We start from the raw sequence: 21,533 nt of genomic DNA on the forward strand, positions 1-21,533 counted from the left end.
CCAACGCACGCGTAGCATGTTTCTATTGCTGCTCTAGCGAAACGCCCCAAAACGGACGCTGCTTTCCTTGATTGGGCGGCCGCGGCGGGACGCGGTAAGGTCGTCGCGATGCGACCGCAAATCTGTCAGGCACAGGTATTGGGCACACCCTACGCACATTTCGCAATTCCCGTATCGCCCTGGACCGATGTCAGCTTTCAATGCAGAACCTAAACCTTCCCGCAGAAAGCCTTCCACAATCGACCACCTGCCCTAAGTGAGGAGGAGTCGATCCACCTAAGGGCGGCAGGAGCACTTCATGACCTCAGGCCTTCACACGGTTACGTCAGCGAGGCTCCATGCACCGAATTGGCGTTGGCTGCTGACAGTCGCAACCTTGATAGCCGCGCTTGTGGCGGCTTGGTTGATCTGGAAATTAACTGAAGCAGTTCCGAGCTTCAAACCCGGCGATCCTCGGCTGGAAGGAGGCGATGCTCTCCATGGTGCCGAGGTATTCGCAGCCGGCCAGTGCTCCTCCTGCCATTCAAGCCCCGGCCAAACTGATCGATTGAAGCTAGGCGGTGGCCTGGCGCTGGCATCCCCTTTCGGCACATTTCGGGTGCCGAACGTTTCCCCACACCCGAGCGATGGTATCGGATCCTGGTCGGCGGCGGATCTGGCCAACGCACTAATTGCCGGAGTTTCCCCTGAACAACAGCATTATTATCCGGCGTTCCCGTACCCAAAGTATACGGGAATGACGCTTGGCGACGTCCGCGATCTTTTTGCCTATCTCAAGACGCTCGAACCGGTTGCTGGCCGTGCGCCACCGCACGACCTGCCGCTGCTTTTCCGCATCCGCAGGGGGATCGGCATCTGGAAACTTCTGTTCTTCAAACAGGGCCAGCTCGACACAGTGCTAACCGGCGATCCTGTGCATGACCGCGGCGCCTACCTGGTTGAAACGCTCGGCCATTGTGCCGAATGTCATTCGAGCCGCAACCTGCTTGGCGCCATCAAGCCCTCGACACGTTTTGCTGGCGGTGTCGATCCTGAAGGGAGCGGTTTCGTGCCCAACATTACCCCCACGCGGATCGGCAACTGGACGGAAGCCGATCTCGCCCGGATGCTGAAGACCGGCGAAACACCCAACCATGGGCGGGTCGGGTCGTCCATGGCCGATGTGGTGACCAACATGGCGCAACTACCTCAAAGCGACCGCGATGCGATCGCCCGTTACATCAAATCACTGCCTGCACGACCGACGCCGAAACCCTGATCAGTGCGCATAAAGATATGCCGCCAGATGGCGCGCCTCGCTTTCCGTAACGCCGGTTGCAGGCATGGCCGAGTTGGGCGAGAACCGCTGAGGTAGAACTATCCAGGCCACGAGACGGTCTGCCGTATTGTTGGCGACACCGCCGATATAAACCTGATCCGACAGCCCGACGAGCCGTCCGCCCACTTTGCCGTCGGCGCCGGCAATACCCGGAATGGTGTGGCAGCCGGCACAGCCGTAACGGCGGAAGATGGGCGGAGCAAGCGATAGGTCGCCGCCCGTCAACGCCTCTGCCACTGCGTCCCGCTTCAGCCTCGCCTTGGCCAAGGTGACGGCAAGCCCCGTAGCGAGGGGGACGCCGATGAGGAGGGTCAGGGCGACGATTTTAGGCCAAACGGATTTCGTCGGCACCGGCCCCTCCCTTCTTGGCGTCTCGAATCCAGATCTTGAGGAACCACAATGCTGCCACGGCATAGATGAAGCCGCCGGGAACCCACATGATGATGCCGGCAAGTTGCTGATCCTCCAGCGGCGTCATGCCCCAGTCGAGCGCGTACTGCGTCTGGATCCGATACAGCACCGTCGGCATCAGGGCGATCAGGGCGCCCAGGATGCTGGTGTGAAGCATGGTGACGAACTGATGCCAAGCTGCAACGCCGCGGCTTGCCCGCCAGATGATCGCCCACCAGAACAGGACGGCGGTGCCGAAGAAGCTCAGGTGCTGCAGGCGGTGCATCAGGATGTCCGTCACGGTGGCGTCGAACAGTGGCGGGTAGTGCCAGATCCAGATTGCAAGCCCATGTAGGGAGGTCGCGACTGCGGGCAAGGTCAGAGTTCGCCACAGGGCACGACAAGCAATACTTCCCATTGCAGAACCCGCAGAGCGGCGGACCCGCTCCGGCATCCCCCAGAGCATCATCGCAGCTGGCCGTGCCAGAACGAGAAGCGGGGCGGCAACCGCCACAACCAGCTCGTGCTCGATCATGTGGATGGTGAAAAGATGCTCGCCGAGTTCATGGACAGGCGACACCAACGCCAGGACGAGAACCGCAAGCCCGCTCCAGAAGAACAAGGCTGCGCGCTTCGTCATCTCTGCAGTGCGTCCCCGCCGCAGCCGCAGCCGGATTACACCGAGGGCGTAGAGGAGTGCCATTGCGAACAACGGCACGACGATCCAGGGGTCGAAGGTCCAGCCCAGGACATCGTGGCTTTCGCTGCCATGGGCCAAGGCTTGGCTTGACCCGAGAACAAGCAGGAGGCTGGAGATCAATGCTGGCATGGGCTTAACAGCAGTGTGGCGGCTCCTTGCAGGAACAAGGCAAGCGCGAAGCTGAGGCCGGAAAAGGCCGCGACATAGGTCATGGCACGCTTCGGGCGGGAAATAACATACCCCTTCTGCTGCCAGGACAGTAAGCCGGCGCCCGTGGCAATGGCTGCCGCGGTGAGTGTTAAAAACGCGGTCCAAGGGGCGCCTGAGCTGCAGTCGCGGTAGGGCAGGATCTGGCCAAGTTGGGTGCTTGCCGCCCAGACACCCGGTGAAATGATCAAGCCTCCGTATCGAAACATTGTCCAGGTCATAGTCGTGCCAACCCGTAGATACAGCCGTAGAGGGGAAGCCAGGCGACGACGACAAAGTTCCAGTACATGCAATTATCCTGCACATCGCCGTAGCGGCGGGTGTTATCGGCGTGGCGCGAAAACATCAGGCAGGCCAGAACCACGGTGTCTACCACATCGGTTAGGATATGGGTCGTGTGCAGCCCAAGGAGCATCCACACGATCGAGCCGTAAGCATTATCATCCCAGCGAATGTGGAGCTTAGTGAACTCGAAGGCCCGCAACACGAGCGGAATGATGCCGAGCATCGTCATCACGACCAAGCCGACCTGCACTTTGCGCAGATCCCGGCGATGCGCCCATCGCGAGACGAGCACATTCGGCACGACGCTCGCGATGAGCATCAGGGTCAGCCAGGTGCCAGCCCAAAGATCCGGGGGTGGCGCTTCCATCGGCCATGAGGGGGCGAGACTCATCAGATAGAGGTAGACCGCGAGTGCCAAGGCAAAGCCGCTGCCTTCGATCAGCATAAAGGCGCACGTCGCCCACCAGGTGGGGCTGGCGGCTCCCATGCCGTGCATGGGCAAAGCGGAGGCATCAAGAACGATACGATCCTTCATGACTCATCCTCCGGCGAACCCTTGGGCCAGAACCAGCCGATCAGCGTGATCGCGACAGGGATCGACCCCCAGACCACTGCCCATGGCGTGAAGATTGACCAGACCAACATGACCGAGGTGGCCACCGCGGCCCAGAATGGCCAGACTGAATCGGTCGTGGACGATTCCCGTGCCTGTGGCAGCGCTTCAACCACGCTCGTGACCAGCAGTTCTCGCCTGTCCGTTCGCAAGCCGGCGACCACGGGAAGTTCATTCTCGCCCGGCGTCAGCGGATCAAGGCTGCTGACAACGGGAATGCGGCGGAAGTTGTAGGGCGGCGGCGGCGACGAAGTAGCCCATTCAAGCGTTGCGGCGCCCCAGGGATTGGAGCCGGCGGGGAGACCGTTTCTCCGACTGCGGATGGCGTTGACGAAGAAAACGAGGAAGCCGCCCGCGAGCACCAGCGCACTGAGGCTGACGAAGAGGTTGAGCGATGTCCAGGGCAGTTCCGGCTGGTAGGTGTAGATGCGCCGCGGCATGCCCCAAAGACCGAGGATGTGCATGGGGAAAAAGGTGAGGTGGAAGCCGCAGAAGATCAGCCAGAAACTCCAGCGGCCGAGCCGCTCGCTCATCATCCGCCCGGTCATCTTGGGAAACCAGTAGTAAACAGCAGCGATTAACGGAAAGACGGCGCCGCCGATCAGCACGTAATGGAAGTGCGCCACGACGAAATAGGTGTCGTGCACCTGAGTATCGAAGGGAACGGACGCGACCATGACCCCGGTCATTCCACCCATAACGAAGGTGACGATGAAACCCAGGATGAAAAGCAGCGGTGTCTTGTAGACCGGCTTGCCCGCCCACAGCGTCGCCAGCCAGCAGAAGATCTGGATGCCGGCGGGGACTGCGATCGACATGCTGGACGCGGTGAAAAAGCTCTCGCCGACCCGCGGCAGGCCCACCGTGAACATATGATGCACCCAAAGCCCAAAAGAAAGGACGCCGGTGGTGATGAGCGCCATGACAAGGAGCATGTAGCCGAACAACGGCCGGCCCACAAATGCGGGCAGGATGGTTGAGACCATGCCAACGGCCGGCAGGAAGATGATGTAGACTTCCGGGTGGCCGAAGAACCAGAAGAGATGTTGCCAGAGCAGCGCATCACCGCCTTCCGCCGGATTGTAGAAGTGGGTGCCGACCAGCCGGTCGAGAATCAGAGTCGTGCTGGAGAACATGATCGCCGGCATGGCCATGATGACCAGGAAGGACATCACCAGCATAGCCCAGACCAGCACCGGGATGCGATCGAGCGACATGCCGGGCGCACGCTGCTTGAACACGGTAACGGCAATTTCCACAGCCACGGCGAGTGCTGCCACTTCCGTGAAGGTGATCATCTGGGCCCAGAGGTCGGCGCGCTTGCCCGGAGCATATTGTGGACCGGCGAGCGGCACATAAGCGAACCAGCCGACATCAGGTGCGGTATCGAGCGCAAAAGCCACCCAGAGCAGGATGCCGCCAAACAGGAAAATCCAATAGGAAAAGGCGTTGAGCCGGGGGAAGGCGATGTTTCGCGTTCCCACCATCAGCGGAACGAGGTATGCCGCCATAGCCTCCATCACAGGCACAGCAAACAGAAACATCATTGTCGAGCCGTGCATCGTGAAGATCTGGTTGTAGCGGTCCGGGTTGATGAAGCGCGCTTCCGGCTGCGATAGCTGCAGACGCATGGCCATCGCAAGCAGGCCACCAAGAATCAGGAACACGAAGGCCGTCGCTATGTAGCGGCCAGCCACCACTTTATGATCCACCGTGGAGATGGCCCCCCATAAGCCAGGCTTGCTGCTCCACGTTTCCTTGAGCTGCCGCTCCAGTTCGGCATCGGAGATGTCTACGTCCAGCGGTACCCTAGCCCCTTGATCCCGCGTCATTTCAGTTCTTCCATATAAGCCGAGATCTGTCGAAGCTCGTCGCTGGTCAGAGGTACGAGCGGCATGTTGTTACCGGGTTTCAGCGTTTGTGGGTCAGCAATCCAGGCGGCAAGTGAGCCACGTGTCGTTTCAAGAAGACCGGCACCAATGGTGCGGCGGCTGGCGACATGAGTGAGGTCGGGACCGGACGTGCCGGTCGCCGACGTGCCGCGGATCGTATGGCAGGCCGCGCATGGCTTGCTCATGAATACCGCCTTCCCGGCGGAAGCTTCAGCCATGGCCGGCTCGACCGCTGGCGCGGCTTGCGCAGCTACCCAGCGCTGATAGGCCGCGCCCTCCTCTACCACGACAACAAAAGCCATATGGCTATGCTGCAGGCCGCAGAATTCGGCACACTGGCCGCGATAGATACCGGGTCGCGTTGCTCTAATGGTGATGATGTTTTTGCGCCCGGGGATCATGTCCAGCTTGCCAGCGAGGCTCGGGATCCACAGCGAATGGATGACATCGAGAGCTTCGAGCTCGAGACGAACGTCCTTGTTTACCGGAATGTGGAGCTCGTTCGCTGTCAGGAAGGGTGGCTCTTGATCAGAGGCCTGATAGGCGAACTGCCACCACCATTGCTGTGCCTTGACCCGCACAGTAAGCGACGCGCCGTTGCTGCTGTTCAGGTCTCGGGTCGTGTAGAAGCTGGCGATGGTGAGACCCGCAACAGTCAATATCGTGGCCGCGATCGCGAGCCGGATCGAGAGCGCCATCTTCCGTTCTGTGTCGCTGTCGCGACGCGGCACCTCCCGTCTACGGGCTAGAGCCCAGAGGAGGAAGCCGACTACCATCAACCAGACCACGGTGCAGACCACGGTGATGAGTATGATCAGGTCCCTCAGCGCGTCGGCGGAATGGCCGTGGGTATTAAGCGCCGACTGGTTGCCGCTGCATCCCGTAAGAAAAACAAGAAGGGAGGCGCTGAACATAACTCTTGTCACGGTGTCGGCCCCTGGTCCGGATGCAGTGGCTCGGGTCCCTGGTTGAACAGGAGTGCGGCAGGCGCACGGTTTTCGGCTGGGCGGCCCGTCTTCTCATCATTGCGGGCGGTGGCGGTGACGCTCGCCGTGTAGGCACCGAGCGATTTGATATAACCAGCGAGCTGCCAGATCTCGTCGGTGGTCATCCTGTTCCTGAAGGCCGGCATGCCGTGAGGGCGGCCATCGCGGATGGAGGCTACGATCGACACCATGGATGGGCCATAGAGCCACCAGCCGTCGATGAAAGATGGGCCTTTACCGCCCGTGCCCTCCCCATGGCAGGCGGAACAGCCGAACCAGGAATACAGCCTTTTGCCCTGGCTCAAATCGAAGGCAGTAGTCTCATAGGGTTTGCCCAGCGCGAAGTAGACTTCCGGTGGCGTACCACTGATGGCGTTGGGCATGAGGCGGAGCTGGTCTAGCGCAGCGGTGAGCGGAGGTGACGCACGGTACTGCCGGGGCTCACGCATCCAGCCGACAACGGCGGCCAATGCAGCGAGACCGGCTGCTGCTCCCCCAAACCAGATCCTTGCCGACATCTTGTTGCCCATGGCTCCTGCCGACTGAACACGCATTACTTATTGGATTGGCTCAGTCTGCGACCGAGTGAGGCGGATTGGCAAGAGTTTGTACGATGGCGTCTTTGCTTGCGGATCGTGATGGGCAAGCGGGAAAAGGGGGTTGGTTTCGGGATAATAGGCGGCACAGCAGCCCTTGGGAATGTCATAGGCGACGAGGCGCAAGCCCTTGACCTTCCGTTCCGTCTGCGGGTCGATCGCGGTGGTAAGGTCAACGATGTCACCTGGCGCGAAGCCCATGCTGATGATGTCGTGCTTGTTGACGAACACGACCTGCCGGGTACCGTTCACGCCGCGGAAGCGGTCGTTATAGCCATAGACCGTGGTGTTGAACTGGTCGTTGGACCGCAACGTCGAAAGGTTGAGGACATTGCTCCCGGTCGGCGCGTCCTCAAATACCGGGAACAGACGCGGAGGTGTGATGAAGTTCGCCTTCTTGTTGGGAGTAACCCATTTGCGCTCGCGGGCCGGCACCGGGCGGTGAAAGCCCCCGGGCTGCATGAAGCGCTTGTTGAAGTCCCTGAACGTTTCCGGGTAGGTGCGCTCGATTGCGTTGCGGATTTCCGCATAATTTGCGACCCAGCTATCCCAAGGCACCGTACCCGTGGTGAGAGTTGCCTTCGCCATACCCGCGACGATAGCCGGTTCCGACAAAAGGTGGGGGCTTGCAGGCTTTGCCCGGCCGCGAGAGCCGTGGAACTGGGCAACGGAGCTTTCAATCGATACCTCCTGGGGGCCGCTCGCCTGATGGTCCACCTCCAGACGACCGAGACATGGGAGCAAGTAGGCAATCTTGCCGTGGATGACGTGGCTGCGGTTGAGCTTAGTGGCGATCTGAACGGTCAAGGGGATCTCGCGCCAAGCTTCTTCCATGGCGGCGGTTTCCGGCACTGCCCGCAAAAAATTGCCGCCGAGGCTGATGAAGGCCTTCGTTTCGCCCTTGAGGATGGCCTTACAGGTGTCGACCGTCGTGTGTCCTTCCCAGCGAGGCGCTTCGAAGTGGTAAAGTTCTGACAGCTTGTCGAGGGGAACGAGCTCCGGCTTTTCGGTGATGCCGACTGTGCGCTGGCCTTGGACATTGGAGTGACCGCGCACGGCGCAGATATTGGCACCTGGCTTGCCGATATTGCCGCGCAGAAGCGCGAGGTTGGCGATCATCTGAACATTCTCGACGCCCATAATCTGCTGCGTCAAACCCATGCCGTAGCAGATGAGGACAGCGTCAGACGCGGCGTAGGTGCGCGCCGCCTCGATCATCTGACCACGGGTCAGACCGGATACCCGCTCGAGTTCGTCCCAGGAATAGTTACGTGCTGCAGCCGCGAACTCCTGAAACCCGGCCGTATGCTCGGCAATGAAGTCGTGGTCGAGCACATGTTTCTTGTCTGCAGCCGCCATCGAGGCGGCAAAGGCAACAGCTGCAGCATTGGCAGGATCCTTCGGCGCTGCATCGGATCCTGCAACTTTACTCAACGATGAGGCACGGAGCGCATCGTCGGCTTCGATAAGCGCCTTACTGACACCCATAAGCGCAGCAACATCGCCACCGTTTTTCAACTGGTAATAGTCGCTGGAGATCGGCGTTTCCTTTAGCGTCAACATTTCAGTTGGCGCCTGCGGGTTGGTGAACCGCTGAAGACCAGGCTCGCGCAGCAAGTTGAACGTGACGATTTTAACTCCGCGGTCGACGGCATCCTGAAGGTCGTGAAGAAGCCGCGGTGACGATGTGCCGACGTTCTGCGCGATGTAGAAAATGCAATCGCAATTCTGAAAATCAGAGAGTACCGCCGTGCCGACCGTTGCGCCGATGCTTTGAGGCAAGCCGACCGACGAGCTTTCGTGGCACATGTTGGAGGAATCCGGCAGGTTGTTGCTGCCGTAGATGCGGGCGAACAACTGATACATGTATGACGTCTCGAGCGAGGCGCGACCGGAGGTGTAGAACTCGACGTTCTTCGGGTCGAAATGCCTCAGCTCGCGTCCGATTTCGGTGAAGGCGCTCTCCCAGGAGACGGGTATGTACTTATCGCTGGCTTCATCCCAACGCATCGGATGGATCAGCCGTCCCTGCTCCTCCAGATCGTGATCGAGCCAGCCTTCCAGTTCGCCAAGAGTGTGAGACGCAAAGAACGCTTCATCGACGCGGCGAGCGGTGATTTCCCAAGCGGTTGCCTTGGCGCCGTTTTCGCAGAACTCCAGGGGGTGGGGTTTGGCCGGTTTGGCCCAGGCACAACTCACGCACATATAGCCTGCAGGTTTGTTCTGCTTGGCCAGCAGAGCAGAACCGGAAACAGGAACCTGTTCCCTAAGGACTATTTCGGTGACCGAGCGTGCTGAACCCCAACCACCTGCGGGCCCGCTATCAAAACCGATCTTGGGTTTGCTTTTTGGTCTTGCCGTCATCGCATCCAGCACCGCTCGGTAGATGCTGCATCCTTTCCTCATCCCGAACAGGCAACGAACAAGCTTTGTCTCGAGAAGTTCCTTGGACGTGATGCAGGTCAATCCATGGCTTTTCGCACAGCTATTCGCGCCTGTGTCTCGACACTGGAAGGTGATTGCCGACAGGTACATGCCGATGATGCCTCTCGACTACGCCGAGAACTTCCGCGGGGCTCTTCCCGAACGTTAAGGGCATCAAAAGATAGAAGCGAACCTCAAGCGCCCGCCTCTGAGGGGCACAATGATAACTGACCGAGCTCCGTCGTTGCCCTCTACTAGCCTACAAAGAGCTGGCTCATTCCCCAACTTGATACTTCCGGGCGTCGGATGCTCGATTGGTCTAACGACCGTAGCGATGGCCGCTCCGAAAATGATGCCGATGAGGAACTGGGAAGTCTGACCTGGCCCAGCTGCGATCCCCGCGGCTGCAGCCAAATGTTGAATAGGATGTTAAATTGTGCACACTGCGCAGCCTCTCCACAAGCACTCAAACGTCGTGCAGCTGATCAGGTGTGAGTGATCTTCGTAAAGGCGCATGGAGTTGTCCCATCGGTCGGATGTCAGGCCGGAGCGGGAGGCTGCTCCCCTTCATCATGAGGCACATCCTCCGTGAACAGTTCAGGCGGCACTTCGTTGGTGTACCTCTTGTTATGGTCTCGGAAATCAGTCCCTAGCAGACGGGCATACTCCCGTTCAGCAAGACCATAGCTACTCCCGGCAATGTCCTGGAGCTTCTCAAGATCGCGAATGACAACGACGTTGCGCAGGGAGCGGATAGCACCTTTCTCTTCGAGAAGATGGAAGGCATCTGTCACGCTCGGACGCCTGCTGGCCACCATGTAAGCAAGCGCGTCATGCGTACAGCGGAAGCAGTCTCCGTCAATCCTGTCGAAGCCCATCAACAGCCATCGTGCAAGCCGTTCATACGTCCTGCCTCGCACATTGGAGGCTGCCGTTGAGGCCACCTGAAGCTGTTGCGCTCGGACATAGCGTAGAAGAAGGCTACGCAGTTGAGAGTTCTCTTCGACGGCTGCCTTCAGCAACGGTGCATCAAGTCTCCATGCCAAACCCGCCATCTGCGCCCGTATGGCAAAAGGGGAGCGATCATCTCCCAAGACGATAGCTTCCCCGGTCATGCCCTCTCGACCGATCAGACCCAGTTCCACATCCCTCTTCTCATCGATATGAGAGGCGACGGAAGCGAGACTTTCCTCAGGAAAATAGACATGTGCCAACGGCTCGCCCGGATGCGCCAGCATCTGCAGCTTCTTTAGTTCCACCCGTTCCAGATGCGGCTCGATACACGAGATGCAGTCCCGACCAGTCTTCAGCAGAACGTTCCGATATTCCCGCTCCACCACAGCCCTCTCAAGTTGGCGACGCTCCGTTCCCACATGAAAATACGGCTTAGCTTCAAGTTCAAGCATGTGCAAAGGACTGCCAGCTTTCAGAGCCTTGGTGATCGCCGCGTATGAAAATGAATGAGCTGGATTTCACCATGCTGAGCGATCCGACGTCTTACTAGACGGCACACGGGCGGAGACCGCTGCAAGGTCCATCGGTCCGATCTTCCTAAGGTCGGAAGTCTTACGCCCTATGACAAAAGTCCCTGGTAAGGAACGGGGAAGTTCCAGCCCTGTTGTGTCTGCATCTTCGTATCCGACAAAGCGAAGACGCAACAAGGAGGAAAAGAATGAATATGATCAAGCACGTGGCGGTCGCTGCCGCCCTTCTTGCGGGCACGACTCTTTCCGCATATGCGCAGACAAGCAGCACCGTTGGTACGGGAGGCACCTCGGCAGGCGGTGGCACATCCACCAGCACGGTCGGCACCGGCGGAAGTTCGACCGGCACCTGTCCCACCGACACCGATTGCGGCTCCGGCTCGGCTTCGACGCTCGGCACGGGTGGCACGTCGGCAGGAGGTGGTGAGTCCAGCAGTTCGGTGGGTACGGGCGGTTCAGCGGCCGGCTCGGGTAGCGGCTCTGGTTCTGCATCGACGTTGGGAACCGGTGGCACCTCCGCGGGTGGTGGCGAGTCGAGCAGTTCAGTCGGAACCGGTGGCTCGGCCGCGGATTCCGGTAGCGGTTCTGGTTCTGCCTCCACGGTCGGCACCGGGGGCACCTCTGCCGGTGGCGGCCAGTCAGCAAGCTCGGTGGGCACCGGCGGAAGCGCGGCCGGGAGCGCGGGTGACGAGAATGGCCAGGGCAAGAAGGCATGTCCTCCGGGTCAGGCGAAGAAGAATGGCGGCTCCTGCTGATCCATTGTTGAAGACGGGCGGCGGTCGAAAGGTCGGCTCCCGTCCCCTTCCCGGGAGGAACTCATTATGAAATCCCAGTCACTTGTCTCGAAAAGCGCCTTGGCGCTGCCCGTCATTCTTATCACCATGGTCGCCGTTGCAGCGCTCGCCGAACAGGTGAAGCTCGATGACGGTACGACCTGCACTATCATCGAAAGCACATCGACGCCCGGAAACGGGACATCCACCTCCGTGACCGCCGGCAGAGGAGGCGTGTCGTCGTCGACTACTGTTGGCGGGCAAACCGCCACCTCAAGCTCAGGTGGGGCCGCAGCGTCATCCTCTGCTTCGTCCGGCAGCGCGGGCGGTCAGGCATTTTCGACGGCCAGCGCCACCCGCCCGGACGGTTCAGTCATCACCCGCCGGTCTGACGGTACCTGCGATATCACCAAGCCTGCCAAGTAAGGAGAAGAAGCATGTTGAAGACAATCACCCTGGTTGGCGCCGTTGCCTTTGCCGCATATTCCTTCAGCCCTGCGGCCGCTCAGGACTGCGACGCAGCCGGCACGGTCGGTTCAGGTGGCAGTGCGGCTGCCGGCGGAACTTCTGCAAGTACGCTCGGAACCGCCGGAACATGCCGCACCGCCAATGGCACGACCTCCTCGATCGCCTCTGGTGGCAGTGCCGCTGCGGGCGATGGTAAGACCATGAGCAAGACCAATGTGGTCGAGAACCCGAACAAGCTGCAGACGCAATCGAAAGCACAGGCGATGGACAAGGGCACCTTCAGCAAGTCGAGGACCAAAACGACGGCGAAGGGCGACAGCCTGAAAAGCACCACGCGCACCATGTCGCATGTGCCTGGCCAGAAGCCGGTAAAGAGCACGACGGACAGCAGCGTCGTCCTACCGCAGCAATAGGAGACGAAGCTCGACCTTTAGGCATACCGAGGCAACCTCGGCGCATGCCCTATCGCCAGAATATAGTGACTCCGAAAGAAGGCGCGACCAAGCAGGTGTCAATCCCGCCATCCGCCGTTGTAGGAGCATGACTGACTTGGCTATCAACGGTTTGCTCCAGGCCGGGAATCCACCAGTGATGACGAAGCTATTTCGAAGTCGCAGGTGAAGCCGGCAGGTGCATAGTCTGCTTGAACGCGTCCCCTCGGTTCTACGTCGCTATCCCCAGATCAGACGCGAACCAAAGCCTTTGCCCGATGGCATGGTGACCGGAGGCCCGCCTCGCTCTTCCCACCGCAGTTCAGCGCAGGTTGCTCAGTCTGAGCGTTGTGCCCTAACTTCCACTGTATCAGCACGCGGCCACCGTCGACTGACCATGCTGCCGCAGCATGGTGGTCTTGCCATTGCTTGTTCCAGGGGGCTGGCTGCGCTTCCGGTGCCGGATGTTAACGCGATGATGGTGTTGTTCTGCCGCGACCTGGCACCCACTCAGCGGTGGCGGGATTCATCGCAGCCGAGGGTCGGCTCTCGGGCGGATCCCGGCGGAACAGTTTGGGTCCTGGATCATTCCCAAGGCAGCGATACTAGCAAGTCCATAGCATGTAGCCTTGCCCTCAGTAACTCGACATCGCCGGTCGGGGTCTGAACGGGACGAAGCTTTAACCTTGCGGACGAATAGCAATGGCGCTCCACCTCGACGATCAGGATATCCGGCAAGCAGAGCGCTTCAACCAGTTGCTGCGGTACATACCGCGCTACCGCACTGATCGCCGGTACAACGCATGGCTGGTTCAAACTCTCCTGCGCGTTTGGGAGCGACTTCCGGGGCGAGTTGCTCTCGATCATAGTTTGCGGATTGAAGAGCGTCACATCGCCGGCACCGAGCGCTCTCTCCGACTGCGGCTGATCGTACCGCGGGAGCAGCCGCGCGGTATCTACCTCACCTTCCATGGAGGAGCCTGGGTTATGGGCACTCCACGACTGGATGACTCCATCAACACCCGGATTGCCCGGGAGTGTCGGCTTGTTGTGGCAAGCGTCGACCATCACCTTGCACAAGATGACCGCGTGGACTGGGCTATTGCAGATGCTCGCCACGCCGCAGAGTGGGCAGCAGAAGCCAGTCGAGAATTTGGAGTGGAACACGTCATCGTCGGCGGCCAATCGTCAGGGGCACATCTGGCGGCTTGTGCGCTCCTGCATCTGCGTTCATTGCCAGGAATAACACTTTCAGGCGCGGTCCTGTTTTATGGTGCCTATGACATGGCGGGGTCACCTGGTCTCCGGCAGTCATCGTCGAAGACGCTCCTGATCGATGGGAAGGCCGCCTATCGCAACCTGCTGCGATCGACGTCTGGGTTAGACGATGAGGAGCGACGCGCGCCTTGGCTTTCACCCCTTTATGCCGAACTTCACGGACTCCCTCCTGCCCTTCTCATCGCGGGCGAGCTAGACCCCCTCTTCGACGACAGCGTCCGCATGGCCGAGCGGTGGAACGAAGCAAACTCCAACGCCGAACTGATCCGCGTTCCGCATGGAGTCCACGGGTTCGACCGCTTGCCGCTTTCGATGGGTGCAAAGGTTCATTCTCATGTGCGCGAGAAGCTGCGGGAATGGTTGGAGGACCGAAAGCCGCTGTGCGGCATTGTCGGCCGCCGCGCCTAAGGTCGCATCGTCGCTAGGGAGCCCGCGCGTTCATCGCTCGAGTCGCCCGACGGAGTGCTTGCCTCGAAGGGAGCAAAGCGATCGCTCCGACACGGCTCTGCTCGTCCCCGCTGCTCTTTCTGCAGACACATGAGAAGCAAGCGCGGATTTCTCTGCGTACGGCAACCGAAGCCGCGATAGATCGTTCCACGGATAACATTCTGGACGATGGTTCGTAGAGCCATGTCAGACACAGCGAAGCTATGCAAACTTTACCGGCAAGTCTAACGGGAGCTAGTCATGTTAATAACAATCGAAACTTACCGTTTTGCCGTACGGCTTCGGAAGCCGGCGTCATCATTAGAGGCTTCCAAAATTGTGAAGGCGGCGGACAGCAGCCTGAGTTCTATCAACTGGAAGTGCCATCCAAGTTCTATGCTGTGGTCAAAGACATGTTCGAATGCGGCGAATGGGAAGAGGTCGTGAGAACACTTGCCCGCGCTTTTTGTAAGGACGATGAACGCTGCGCTGCGTCACTGATCAACAACTGAAGTCGTTGGCCAAGCAGTGTGCGGATCGACAGATGGTTGCGCCATTGCGCTGTTTGCGCAGTGATCAGGAAGAGACCGCAGAAGCTTGAGCGAGCATCAATGCCGAATACCTCGGATTCTCGAAAACTAACCGATCGTATTGCTCAGGCTGTGCAGGACCTGCCGGACCTAGACGATCCGAGGTTCGCCCTCTCGTTCGACCGGTTTGCCGACCGGCGCGTCGTGATGCTGGGCGAAGCGAGCCACGGCACGGAAGAGTTCTATCGCGCGCGAGCAGCCATTACGCGGCATCTGGTGGAACATCATAGTTACACGATTGTCGCGGTGGAAGCGGATTGGCCTGATGCCGCGAAGGTTGATCGATATGTCCGGCACGCTAAGTACCCCGGCGATCGGGAGCCGCCTTTTCAGCGCTTCCCGACCTGGATGTGGCGCAATACGGAGATCCGGGCTCTGATTGAGTGGCTGCGCGCCCACAACGCTGGCATTTACACCAAGGATACGCGCGCGGGTTTCTACGGCCTCGACATATACAACATGTCTGCTTCCATTGGTGCTGTGCTTGAATATCTCGATCGCATTGATCCGGAAGCCTCTCAAGTCGCTCGTGAGCGCTACGGCTGTCTCACACCTTGGCGGGCTAGACCGGAATCCTACGGCAGAACAGCGCTCGCCCGCGGATATGCTCAATGCGAGGAGGCAGTTGTCCAGCAGTGTCAAGAGCTCCTTCGCAAACGGCTGGAGTACGAGCAAAATGATGATGACGCATTCCTGGATGCCGCACAAAACGCGCGGCTGATCGCATCGGCAGAAGGCTACTACCGCATCATGTACTACGGGGGCGCGGAGAGCTGGAACCTGCGGGATAGGCACATGTTTCAGACGCTGCAGAACCTAATGGACGCAAAGGGTCCACAGGCCAAGGCAATCGTTTGGGCACACAACAGCCATGTCGGCGATGCGCGATACACCGAGATGGGCAAGAGCCGCGACGAGGTCAATATCGGGCAATTGGCGCGACAGCAGTTCGGCGAAGACGTGGCTCTGATAGGCTTCGGCACCCACACCGGGACCGTAGCGGCCTCACATGATTGGGACGCCGATGTGGAAGTGACGGAGGTCAATCCGTCGCTTCCTGGCAGCTATGAGCGCCTGTGTCACGACACTGACAAAGAACGCTTTCTTCTTGACCTGTCGACCCTTGGTGAAGACTTCCGCAATCGTCTTAACGAGCCGAAATTGCAACGCTTCATTGGCGTTATCTATCGTCCCGATACGGAGCGATGGAGCCATTATGCGCAGGTGCAGCTTGCCAAACAGTTCGACGCATACGTGTGGCTAGACAAGACCCGAGCCGTGACGCCTCTAGGTCCCGAACATCATGAGGGCATGCCGGAGACCTACCCTTCGGTGAGTGATGATCAGCCGCGAGCGTCGGTGGTGCCGGTCCTGTCGGAAACACATTCCGGACGTCGGAGGCTCATAGAGGATTTAAAGGCTACTCCTTGCTCGGCAAAATGCTGCTCAAGACCTGACGTGCCGTTCCCTTCACCACGCCGGCCTCGTGTGGATCACCCTTCCACAGTGCCTGTGTCATCGACTTCATCTGCTTGAAGTTGACGTGAGGCGGCAACGGAGGAACCTCCGGATCCGTCTTCACTTCCAGCACTACGGGACGACCAGCCGAAATTGCAGCTTGCCATGCTTCCCCGACCTGCTTGGGATCATCGACAAAGATCCCGCCAAGGCCAATCAATTCCGCGAACCTGTGATAGGGGACATCCGGAATACGCTGGGAGGCATCAAATTTTGGATCCCCCTGCATGACACGCTGCTCCCACGTCACCTGGTTAAGATCTTCATTGTTGAAGACACAGATAACAAAGCGCGGATCGGCCCAACTCTTCCAATATTTTGCGACTGTGATCAGTTCAGCCATGTTGTTCATCTGCATGGCGCCATCGCCAACGAGGCCGATGACCGGTCGTTCCGGATGCGCGAATTTGGCTGCGATAGCATAAGGGACCGCAGCGCCCATGGACGCGAGGCCGCCGGAGAGCGATGCCATCATGCCTCGGCGCATCTTCACATCGCGTGCAAACCAGTTGGCGCAGGAGCCGGAGTCGCTGGTGATCACCACATCGTCGGGAAGACGGGACGATAGTTCCCACGCCACAAGCTGGGGGTTGACCGGGTTCGCCTCCGCCTGTGCCCGCTTCTCCAACACCTCCCACCAGTCACGCACGTTTTCTTCAATCTCGGCACGCCAGTCCGACTCCTTCTGCTGTAGCCGGGGCAGAAGCAATCTGAGGGTCTCGGCTGCATCTCCCACCAGGTTGACGTCCATCGGGTAGCGCAGCGACAGCATCTCCGGCTTGATGTCGATCTGCACCGCTCTCGCCTGCCCTTCTTCCGGAAGGAACTCCGCATAGGGGAAGCCAGAACCAACCATCAGCAATGTGTCGCATTCCTTCATCAGGTCCGACGAAGGCTGAGTGCCGAGCAGACCAATAGAGCCTGTCACCCAAGGCAGGTCATCCGGAAGAACGGCCTTCCCAAGAAGCGCCTTTGCCACCCCCGCCTGAAGCCGGTCCGCGACCGCCACCACCTCATCAGTGGCTCCAAGCGCTCCCGCTCCAACCAGAAGTGCAACCTTCTTGCCCTGATTCAGGATGTCCGCCGCGGCGTCGAGGTCGGCATCATGAGGCACCGATTTCGGCGCACGATATCCTATTCCTGAATGCAGGGTACCGTGCTCGCGAGCTGGCTCTTCATAAGGCAGTTCCTGAAGATCGTTTGGCAGGATAAGGGCCGTAACCGTCTTATTCCCCAGCGCGATACGAACCGCCCGGTCGACCAGATGCCGCACTTGGGCAGCGGTTGATGCCTGATGGACGAAATCGCCAGCAACGTCCTTGAACAGCGAGGCAAGATCGAGCTCCTGTTGATAATGTCCCCCGAGTGCTGCACGCGCCTGCTGCCCAACGATAGCAAGGACCGGCTGATGGTCGAGCCTTGCATCGTAGAGGCCGGTGACGAGATGCGCTGCACCTGGACCCGATGTCGCGATGCAGACCCCGAGCTCACCGGAAAACTTCGCATAGGCACCGGCCATGAAGGCTGCCATCTCCTCATGTCTTGCCTGGATGAACTCAATCGCGCCGTCCGCCCGGTTGAGCGCGCCGAACATCCCATTGATGCCATCACCCGGATAGCCAAACATTCGGCGAACACCCCATTGGTGGAGCCGAGACACGATGAAGTCGCTGACGGTTTGAGACATTGTGAGCACCTCTCGGAGATTGGAGGTGAACCAACCGAGCGCCCGGATGTTCCTCCGCATCCAACGATGCTTGGGATGCCGATCGAGAGATACGCGGACGTCCGTTCGGTTGCGGATTAACTGCAGGAACTTCACCTTACCCCGCAAGTTGAGAGGAGACACTGAGCTGCATCAGCCAAGGATTTTCGTCTCCTGTAGGGAAAGTTTGTGTGAACCAAGTGCCGCCTCCCTCCTCAGTTTTACCGAGAACGTTGTTTCCGACCGTCAGCGTGGCGAGCCGGTTGGATACACTGAAGGTTCTGACCCGCATTGTCCTGCCCACCTTTGGTAAAGGCGTCATCATCCGACGCCCTGCGGTGGAAGGACTGGCCGAACGCTTCAATCTGGATCTGACCGCAGTCCGTTTGATGCAGCAGCTACGTCGAAAACATGGACCTGCGCCGCTTCTGCTGAAGATCCCGTTCAGGCCGCAGTTGCTGCTTCTCGATCCCAGGGATGTTGAGCTGGTTTTGTCGCAATCGCCCGAACCTTTCAGTCCGGCCACAAAAGAGAAGCGCGCCGCGCTCAATCACCTCGAGCCAGGGAATGTGCTCATTTCTAATCCGCCACGACGGGTACAGACACGGCCTTATCACGAGGCTGCCCTGGCGACGTCGGAGCGTCACCACCCTCTCGCTTGCCGGTTTCAGACGGTTATCGATGAAGAGATTGAACGGATTATTTCAACTCACGAGCGCCAGGAGCTCAATTGGCCACTGTTTGCGACGGCTTGGTTCAAAATCGTTCGCCGCCTCGCTCTCGGCGACAGCGCAAGGGAAGACAAGGGATTGACAGACCTGCTCAATCGCCTCCGCGGTCGGTCAAACTGGGCCTTCTTCCTGAGAAAGGACGCAAAGCTACTCAAGGAGTTTCAGCGGATTATTCAGAAATATGTTGACCGCTCAGAAGCTGGCAGCTTGGTAGGTTTCGGTTCAAAGGATCATTCAGTCGATCTGCCCAGCCAGATTGCGCAGTGGCTTTTTGCTTTCGACCCCGCCGGAATGGCTACGTTCCGTACGTTGGCTCTGCTCGCCACATATCCTGAGCATCTGGCGGCGGCCCAAGCGGAGGCGTCGAGCCGTGAGATCGAGCGCCCCCTCACGCGCGCCTGCTTTCTTGAGGCGCTTCGACTTTGGCCGACGACGCCAGCAATCTTGCGGGAGACGACAACGGAAATCGCTGCGGCGAAGGTTGAAGCGGGGACCGGCCTCATCATCTTCACGCCGTTCTTCCATCGAGATGACGCCAATCTGAAGTGTGCCCATAGAATGGAGCCATCAATCTGGATTGACGGTAACGATGCTTTGCCTCTCAAGGGATTTGTTCCCTTCAGCGCCGGACCGGCGATATGTCCTGCTCACAACCTGGTACCGCTTGTTGCTACGATGGCAATCGGAGCCGTTTTGGCAAGAGCATCCATTAAGCTGACAAGCCCCAGGATGGATGCAAGCGCACTGCCCGGAACGCTCAACCATTTCACGCTGAAGTTCGACGCCCAGCGGTCACCTTCTCCCGCCGCGCGAACACCGAAAGCGCTACAACGACCTTACTGAAAACCTCGGCGCAACCTCTTCAGATTTAACAGATCGGACACATCCCATACTGGCCGTTGACCCGCGCAAATGGGTACGACGTACGATGGAGGGGCAAATCGACCGCAGGTGAAAAACATCGAATTTGCAGTGCAGTCCTTTCCCTCAACCAAATTGGGCGCGTCTTCCCGACGGATAGCCGAATTCCTGATCCTTGGAACGCGATCAAGAGAGAGACAGAGAGATGACAACGGACGCTCTTACCTATCCGCCTCTTGATCACCGCAGTCGCTTTTCGAAGACGTGTTGATGGTCAATAGCGGCCCGTTCACTATCATTGCTCCCACCATTGCTCAACGGACCTATCTTGAAGAGTGGTAAAGGCATGTGCCGCAAGCGACATGGGCTGCGCCAGGGCTGCGGCAACGTGCTCAGCTGAAAAAATCGGAAATTCGGCTTGATCATGACCTTTCGTCCCAATCACCGGCTGTGTGGGCGGACGAGATGGATCAGGTGGCAATTGTTGTTCCGTCTCAGCCGCTGCTGGCGTTCATCTACGACGTCTGAATGCTTCTGCCGCTGCTGCACCACCCGCCATGGCAGCAATTGCCAGCATGGCGAACATGAACGGGCGGCTTGCAATTCTGTTCGGCGATCGCATCCCTCCATCGATTCCGCCAGGTTCGGACGTTGGCGAGAAGACATTCCCGCTGCTCTGTGCAACACGATCTGCTCGTCTGAAATAAGAGGCCATGAAGCGCCCAAGGATCCGAGCCGACAGGTTGGGCGCCAGGAGGTGTGCAAGCCGCGCCGCATTGGTGACCGATCCCACGGTGGTCGTGGCCCTCGGTGCCCGGGTAACGCCGACAATAGCGTTTGCCACATCTCGCGGATCAACAAGCGGCGGAGGCGCGCTTATCTTTCGCCCGACATAGTTCGCGCCGTGGCTGATGCCCGGTGTATCCACCAAGGCCGGGTAAATGTCGCAGATGTGGATGTCGCGTTGATCCGCCAATTCAGCGCGCAGGGCTTCTGAAAAGCCACGTAGGCCAAACTTGCTCGCGCTGTAGGCGGCGGCAAACGGCGCAGCGGCAAATCCTCCAAGCGAAATCATGTTGACGAAGATGCCATAGCCCTGTCGGAGAAAAATGGGCAGCACCGCATGAGCGTCGTTCATATGTCCGATCAGGTTGGCGCGAATGACCTGCTCGTGCGCTTCGATCGGCGTCTCCTCGAACCTTCCAACCGCACCGACGCCGACATTGCTGACCCAGATGTCGATCCTGCCGAAGGTCATTGCCCGCTCGGCAAGTCGCTTCACAGCATTGGCATCGGTGACGTCCGTTTCCACGGCGATGGCTTCGCCTCCCAGGCGCCGGCACTGCTTGGCAACGGCGCTGAGAGCGTCAAGATCACGTGCCGCGAGGACCAGCCGGCTCCCTTGCCGACCGAATGCCAAGGCTGTCGCCTCGCCTATTCCGCTGGAGGCTCCGGTGATCACAACCACCGCATTCTTCAAATCGATCTTCATGTGATCGCCCGTTGGTGCATTGGCCTTCCTCACGTTCGGCGCTCGGTGAGACGAGTTCTTTCGATCGGTAGCTCCCGATGGACGAACACCGCTAAACGACCAAGGTTTCCGGAGGCTCATTCACCATTCGTACGCGCCCTACTGGCCACCAAACCCGAAGTACCAGGCTACAGCTGGAACCATTGCGAGTAGTGGGACGGAAATCACGGCAGCAATCCATCACGCGTAGAAGGCTTGCTGCAATACATGCAATGATCGCCGAAGCGATAGAGCCAGAGGTCGATGCGACCTCCATAAACGGCATGAACAGCGTAGAACGAGGATCCAAGCGAGCGGCACGTACATCAGTGGCGGCGTCACCAGGA

At 59.3% G+C, this 21,533-nt stretch carries 19 protein-coding genes; 8 read left to right on the forward strand and 11 right to left on the reverse strand.

The window, feature by feature from the left end; translation table 11 throughout:
• Nucleotides 1–298 precede the first annotated feature (298 nt).
• Nucleotides 299–1,258, forward strand: coding sequence for a c-type cytochrome (locus CYG48_RS18125; protein ID WP_118851972.1), 960 nt, complete (start codon nucleotides 299–301; stop codon nucleotides 1,256–1,258).
• Here CYG48_RS18125 and CYG48_RS18130 read toward each other — a convergent pair whose 3' ends face one another.
• From CYG48_RS18130 to CYG48_RS18165, 8 genes are read right to left on the reverse strand one after another with little or no spacing between them, the layout of a single operon-like run.
• Nucleotides 1,259–1,585 carry a c-type cytochrome gene (locus tag CYG48_RS18130; RefSeq protein ID WP_445304365.1) on the reverse strand — a complete coding sequence of 109 codons (327 nt, stop codon included), beginning with the start codon at nucleotides 1,583–1,585 and terminating at the stop codon, nucleotides 1,259–1,261.
• A 58-nt stretch (nucleotides 1,586–1,643) separates the two neighbouring features.
• A complete protein-coding gene (locus CYG48_RS18135) occupies nucleotides 1,644–2,537 on the reverse strand; it encodes a cytochrome c oxidase assembly protein (protein ID WP_118851973.1) in 894 nt (297 codons plus the stop codon).
• Nucleotides 2,525–2,806 carry a hypothetical protein gene (locus tag CYG48_RS18140; RefSeq protein ID WP_118852838.1) on the reverse strand — a complete coding sequence of 94 codons (282 nt, stop codon included), beginning with the start codon at nucleotides 2,804–2,806 and terminating at the stop codon, nucleotides 2,525–2,527. The genes CYG48_RS18135 and CYG48_RS18140 overlap by 13 nt, the downstream gene beginning before the upstream one ends.
• A gap of 26 nt (nucleotides 2,807–2,832) precedes the next feature.
• Complete coding sequence (locus tag CYG48_RS18145; protein WP_118851974.1) at nucleotides 2,833–3,435, reverse strand: cytochrome c oxidase subunit 3; 603 nt, start codon at nucleotides 3,433–3,435, stop codon at nucleotides 2,833–2,835.
• Nucleotides 3,432–5,345: a cytochrome c oxidase subunit I gene (gene ctaD / locus CYG48_RS18150; RefSeq protein WP_118851975.1), complete on the reverse strand. Its 1,914-nt coding sequence runs from the start codon at nucleotides 5,343–5,345 to the stop codon at nucleotides 3,432–3,434. Before ctaD ends, CYG48_RS18145 begins: the two co-directional genes overlap by 4 nt.
• Nucleotides 5,342–6,319 (reverse strand): cytochrome c oxidase subunit II, encoded by a 978-nt coding sequence (gene coxB / locus CYG48_RS18155; protein ID WP_118851976.1) that lies wholly within the window; start codon nucleotides 6,317–6,319, stop codon nucleotides 5,342–5,344. Before coxB ends, ctaD begins: the two co-directional genes overlap by 4 nt.
• A gap of 8 nt (nucleotides 6,320–6,327) precedes the next feature.
• A complete protein-coding gene (locus CYG48_RS18160) occupies nucleotides 6,328–6,921 on the reverse strand; it encodes a c-type cytochrome (protein WP_118851977.1) in 594 nt (197 codons plus the stop codon).
• A gap of 27 nt (nucleotides 6,922–6,948) precedes the next feature.
• Nucleotides 6,949–9,351 (reverse strand): FdhF/YdeP family oxidoreductase, encoded by a 2,403-nt coding sequence (locus CYG48_RS18165; RefSeq protein WP_118852839.1) that lies wholly within the window; start codon nucleotides 9,349–9,351, stop codon nucleotides 6,949–6,951.
• Between the two features lie 82 nt (nucleotides 9,352–9,433).
• On the opposite strand from CYG48_RS18165, the gene CYG48_RS22590 reads away from it, so the two are divergent.
• The gene (locus CYG48_RS22590) at nucleotides 9,434–9,580 is read left to right on the forward strand and encodes a hypothetical protein (RefSeq protein WP_199925345.1); all 147 of its coding nucleotides are present in this window, start codon (nucleotides 9,434–9,436) and stop codon (nucleotides 9,578–9,580) included.
• 370 nt (nucleotides 9,581–9,950) lie between these two features.
• Here the strand turns inward: CYG48_RS22590 and CYG48_RS18170 are convergent, their stop codons facing one another.
• Nucleotides 9,951–10,817 (reverse strand): Crp/Fnr family transcriptional regulator, encoded by an 867-nt coding sequence (locus tag CYG48_RS18170; protein ID WP_118851978.1) that lies wholly within the window; start codon nucleotides 10,815–10,817, stop codon nucleotides 9,951–9,953.
• 266 nt (nucleotides 10,818–11,083) lie between these two features.
• Here CYG48_RS18170 and CYG48_RS18175 point away from each other — a divergent pair, with 266 nt between their 5' ends.
• The 5 genes from CYG48_RS18175 (at nucleotide 11,084) to CYG48_RS18195 (ending at nucleotide 16,397) form a co-directional block, all read left to right on the forward strand.
• Entirely contained in the window at nucleotides 11,084–11,650 is a 567-nt protein-coding gene (locus CYG48_RS18175; protein ID WP_118851979.1) for a hypothetical protein, read from the forward strand.
• Nucleotides 11,651–11,716: 66 nt separating this feature from the next.
• The gene (locus CYG48_RS18180; protein WP_118851980.1) at nucleotides 11,717–12,094 is read left to right on the forward strand and encodes a hypothetical protein; all 378 of its coding nucleotides are present in this window, start codon (nucleotides 11,717–11,719) and stop codon (nucleotides 12,092–12,094) included.
• Between the two features lie 11 nt (nucleotides 12,095–12,105).
• Nucleotides 12,106–12,549: a hypothetical protein gene (locus tag CYG48_RS18185; protein WP_118851981.1), complete on the forward strand. Its 444-nt coding sequence runs from the start codon at nucleotides 12,106–12,108 to the stop codon at nucleotides 12,547–12,549.
• A 720-nt stretch (nucleotides 12,550–13,269) separates the two neighbouring features.
• Nucleotides 13,270–14,253 (forward strand): alpha/beta hydrolase, encoded by a 984-nt coding sequence (locus tag CYG48_RS18190; RefSeq protein ID WP_118851982.1) that lies wholly within the window; start codon nucleotides 13,270–13,272, stop codon nucleotides 14,251–14,253.
• Between the two features lie 629 nt (nucleotides 14,254–14,882).
• A complete protein-coding gene (locus CYG48_RS18195) occupies nucleotides 14,883–16,397 on the forward strand; it encodes an erythromycin esterase family protein (protein WP_118851983.1) in 1,515 nt (504 codons plus the stop codon).
• On the opposite strand, the gene CYG48_RS18200 is transcribed toward CYG48_RS18195, so the two are convergent.
• A complete protein-coding gene (locus tag CYG48_RS18200; protein WP_118851984.1) occupies nucleotides 16,282–18,066 on the reverse strand; it encodes a thiamine pyrophosphate-requiring protein in 1,785 nt (594 codons plus the stop codon). The genes CYG48_RS18195 and CYG48_RS18200 overlap by 116 nt on opposite strands.
• Nucleotides 18,067–18,347: 281 nt before the next feature.
• Here CYG48_RS18200 and CYG48_RS18205 point away from each other — a divergent pair, with 281 nt between their 5' ends.
• Entirely contained in the window at nucleotides 18,348–19,658 is a 1,311-nt protein-coding gene (locus tag CYG48_RS18205) for a cytochrome P450 (protein ID WP_245450596.1), read from the forward strand.
• A 529-nt stretch (nucleotides 19,659–20,187) separates the two neighbouring features.
• Here the strand turns inward: CYG48_RS18205 and CYG48_RS18210 are convergent.
• Nucleotides 20,188–21,168, reverse strand: coding sequence for an SDR family oxidoreductase (locus tag CYG48_RS18210; protein WP_118851986.1), 981 nt, complete (start codon nucleotides 21,166–21,168; stop codon nucleotides 20,188–20,190).
• Between the last annotated feature and the right edge of the window lie 365 nt (nucleotides 21,169–21,533).

Source organism: Neorhizobium sp. SOG26, assembly GCF_003491345.1.
GTDB lineage: Bacteria > Pseudomonadota > Alphaproteobacteria > Rhizobiales > Rhizobiaceae > Neorhizobium > Neorhizobium turbinariae.

Excerpts from the sequence above, each read along its gene's own strand:
- CYG48_RS18125 (WP_118851972.1), top strand. The coding sequence starts at position 299 with ATGACCTCAGGCCTTCACACGGTTACGTCAGCGAGGCTCCATGCACCG.
- CYG48_RS18135 (WP_118851973.1), bottom strand. The coding sequence starts at position 2,537 with ATGCCAGCATTGATCTCCAGCCTCCTGCTTGTTCTCGGGTCAAGCCAA.
- CYG48_RS18145 (WP_118851974.1), bottom strand. The coding sequence starts at position 3,435 with ATGAAGGATCGTATCGTTCTTGATGCCTCCGCTTTGCCCATGCACGGC.
- ctaD (WP_118851975.1), bottom strand. The coding sequence starts at position 5,345 with ATGACGCGGGATCAAGGGGCTAGGGTACCGCTGGACGTAGACATCTCC.
- coxB (WP_118851976.1), bottom strand. The coding sequence starts at position 6,319 with ATGTTCAGCGCCTCCCTTCTTGTTTTTCTTACGGGATGCAGCGGCAAC.
- CYG48_RS18160 (WP_118851977.1), bottom strand. The coding sequence starts at position 6,921 with ATGGGCAACAAGATGTCGGCAAGGATCTGGTTTGGGGGAGCAGCAGCC.
- CYG48_RS18165 (WP_118852839.1), bottom strand. The coding sequence starts at position 9,351 with ATGACGGCAAGACCAAAAAGCAAACCCAAGATCGGTTTTGATAGCGGG.
- CYG48_RS18170 (WP_118851978.1), bottom strand. The coding sequence starts at position 10,817 with ATGCTTGAACTTGAAGCTAAGCCGTATTTTCATGTGGGAACGGAGCGT.
- CYG48_RS18175 (WP_118851979.1), top strand. The coding sequence starts at position 11,084 with ATGAATATGATCAAGCACGTGGCGGTCGCTGCCGCCCTTCTTGCGGGC.
- CYG48_RS18180 (WP_118851980.1), top strand. The coding sequence starts at position 11,717 with ATGAAATCCCAGTCACTTGTCTCGAAAAGCGCCTTGGCGCTGCCCGTC.
- CYG48_RS18185 (WP_118851981.1), top strand. The coding sequence starts at position 12,106 with ATGTTGAAGACAATCACCCTGGTTGGCGCCGTTGCCTTTGCCGCATAT.
- CYG48_RS18190 (WP_118851982.1), top strand. The coding sequence starts at position 13,270 with ATGGCGCTCCACCTCGACGATCAGGATATCCGGCAAGCAGAGCGCTTC.
- CYG48_RS18195 (WP_118851983.1), top strand. The coding sequence starts at position 14,883 with ATGCCGAATACCTCGGATTCTCGAAAACTAACCGATCGTATTGCTCAG.
- CYG48_RS18200 (WP_118851984.1), bottom strand. The coding sequence starts at position 18,066 with ATGTCTCAAACCGTCAGCGACTTCATCGTGTCTCGGCTCCACCAATGG.
- CYG48_RS18210 (WP_118851986.1), bottom strand. The coding sequence starts at position 21,168 with ATGAAGATCGATTTGAAGAATGCGGTGGTTGTGATCACCGGAGCCTCC.